At 63.0% G+C, this 1,962-nt stretch carries 2 protein-coding genes; both read right to left on the reverse strand.

Going from position 1 to position 1,962, the window contains the following annotated elements:
• Positions 1 to 89: 89 nt before the first annotated feature.
• Positions 90 to 272, reverse strand: coding sequence for a hypothetical protein (locus IFO71_RS21535; protein ID WP_192031750.1), 183 nt, complete (start codon positions 270 to 272; stop codon positions 90 to 92).
• Positions 273 to 342: 70 nt separating this feature from the next.
• Positions 343 to 1,479, reverse strand: coding sequence for a helix-turn-helix domain-containing protein (locus tag IFO71_RS21540; RefSeq protein ID WP_192031751.1), 1,137 nt, complete (start codon positions 1,477 to 1,479; stop codon positions 343 to 345).
• Between the last annotated feature and the right edge of the window lie 483 nt (positions 1,480 to 1,962).

The following is a 1,962-nucleotide window of genomic DNA, read 5'->3' on the forward strand; positions in this document are numbered from 1 at the left end:
AAGTTCGCCTTGAACGGTACACTCTGTCATGACGGCGTGGTCCTTGTTATTCAGCGTAGACAACTGAATCTTAAGGGAAAACCACGCCGTCACTCATTCTTCTGATGAAATATCCGGGCTAGCTGCGCATAGGCGTCGCGATAGCTCGGCCAATCGCCTTGGGCAAAGGCGGCGTCAGCCTGCTCAAGGGTTTCCGCCAGCCGACTTCCGGCCTGGGCACTCAGGGCAAACATCAGACAGCCGCACAGGGCGACTCGGGCAATCCGGCTCATGATCCAAATCTCATTGACGCGCCACAGCGCAACGGCCGCCAGACTGCGGCGCCGGGCTGCGGGCGTCGCCTCAGTTTCGGATCTGAGACGTCGCAGAGGCCGCGTATTCGCTGGGGCTCTGGCCGGTGGCGGCCTTGAAGGCGCGGTTGAACGAGGCCTTGGAATTGAAACCGGCGGCGAGGCCGATCTCCAGGATGGAGTCGGCGTTGCCTGCGCTCAGCGCCTGTTTGGCGGCCTCCACCCGCAGTCCGTTCAGCCAGGCCTGCACGTTCCGGCCGCTGCCGGCATTGATCAGAAAGGAGAGATAATGCGTTTTCAGACCCAGCTGGTCGGCCAGTTGGTCGACCTTCAGTCCGGGTTCGCGGAACAGGCCACGCGCCAGCACTTCCTCGCGCACCTGCGGGTACAGCTGCGCCGTCTGTTCCCCGTCGAGGCGCGGCTCGCGGGCGGCGACGATCGATGTTGTCGAGGCGGCTGGCGCGGGCGCAGCGTCCTGCGGCGGCGTTGTGGGTGCCAGCGATAGGGCAAAGTCGCGCCAATGACTGGTCGCAATCAGACTGGCGGCATAGAAAAACAAGGCGAGTCCCAGTGCGGCGATCAGGTCGGTCGGCAGACCCCACTCACCCCAGCGGTGGCCGAACAGGAAATGCAGCCAGAGCAGGACCAGGAAGCCAAGAAACACATCGGTGGCGCGGGCAAAGTTTCGCCGCAGCCGATCCCCTTCAGCGGCTCGACGCAGTCGGCAACGCAGCGCCAGCAGATAGGCAAACATCGACACCGCCTTGCCGAGTCCAAACACGGTGGATTCCAGCGGAATCGAAACCGTGTGTTCAACGAAGTCGCGCTTGGCCGCGCCGCTCTGCAGTAGAAAGGGAAGGAACCAGCACAGCGCAAGCAGGGCCGGCAGGTAATGCAGCCAGTCGATCCGGCGCGGACGCGGCGAATCCAGACTGCGCACGAACAGCCACAGTCCCGGCCCAAACAGAAACGGCATCCACACCGTTGCCCGCAACAGATGCGGCCAGTCACGCCAGGCCCCGGCCTGCACCAGCCACTGTTCCAGCAAGACCAGCAGCACTGCCGACAACGCGATTAACAGATGCAGATAACCGTAGGGATTACGCTGGCGCAGCCGCCATAGCTGCCAGCACAGCATCAGGCCCTGGGCAAAGCCGACCGCCAACAGCAAATGGATGAGCAGGGACATGTATGAGTCGATCGAGGCCGCGGAGAGGTGAGCGTGTCTGCCGACTCGGCCAGCCATACCGCGACCGCTCGACAACCTGGCCGCAGTTTATCGCTTGCCCGTACAGCTGCTGGCCGCGCCTACAGAAGGCACCGTTGGCGTCAGTGTCAGTCGATAGGGCTGGCAGGTCGAGTAGAGCCCCGCCATCGGATGTCGCCGTTGATCGGGCGCTTAGCCCGGATATTTCATGAGGTCGCGCCGAAAGATCCGGCAATTCCAAGCGGGGCGAGAGTTTCGACCGATGGTGTTGAGATAACAGAGTGTTCGTGATCTTTCGGCGCTGGCACGGCCCTCATTCGGCCGCTGCGCGGCTACGCAGGGATTCGCCCTGAGGTCCTTTGCGCCGATTGCCGCGTTGTTCGGCTGCTACGCAGCAACGGCTACTTCGTAGCCTGCGCCTTCGCTATGCTCGGTCGGCTGCTACGCAGCAACGGCTACTTCGTA

Source organism: Pseudomarimonas arenosa (assembly GCF_014841215.1).
In the GTDB taxonomy this organism is placed as follows: domain Bacteria; phylum Pseudomonadota; class Gammaproteobacteria; order Xanthomonadales; family Xanthomonadaceae; genus Pseudomarimonas; species Pseudomarimonas arenosa.

Excerpts from the sequence above, each read along its gene's own strand:
- IFO71_RS21535 (WP_192031750.1), bottom strand. The coding sequence starts at position 272 with ATGAGCCGGATTGCCCGAGTCGCCCTGTGCGGCTGTCTGATGTTTGCC.
- IFO71_RS21540 (WP_192031751.1), bottom strand. The coding sequence starts at position 1,479 with ATGTCCCTGCTCATCCATTTGCTGTTGGCGGTCGGCTTTGCCCAGGGC.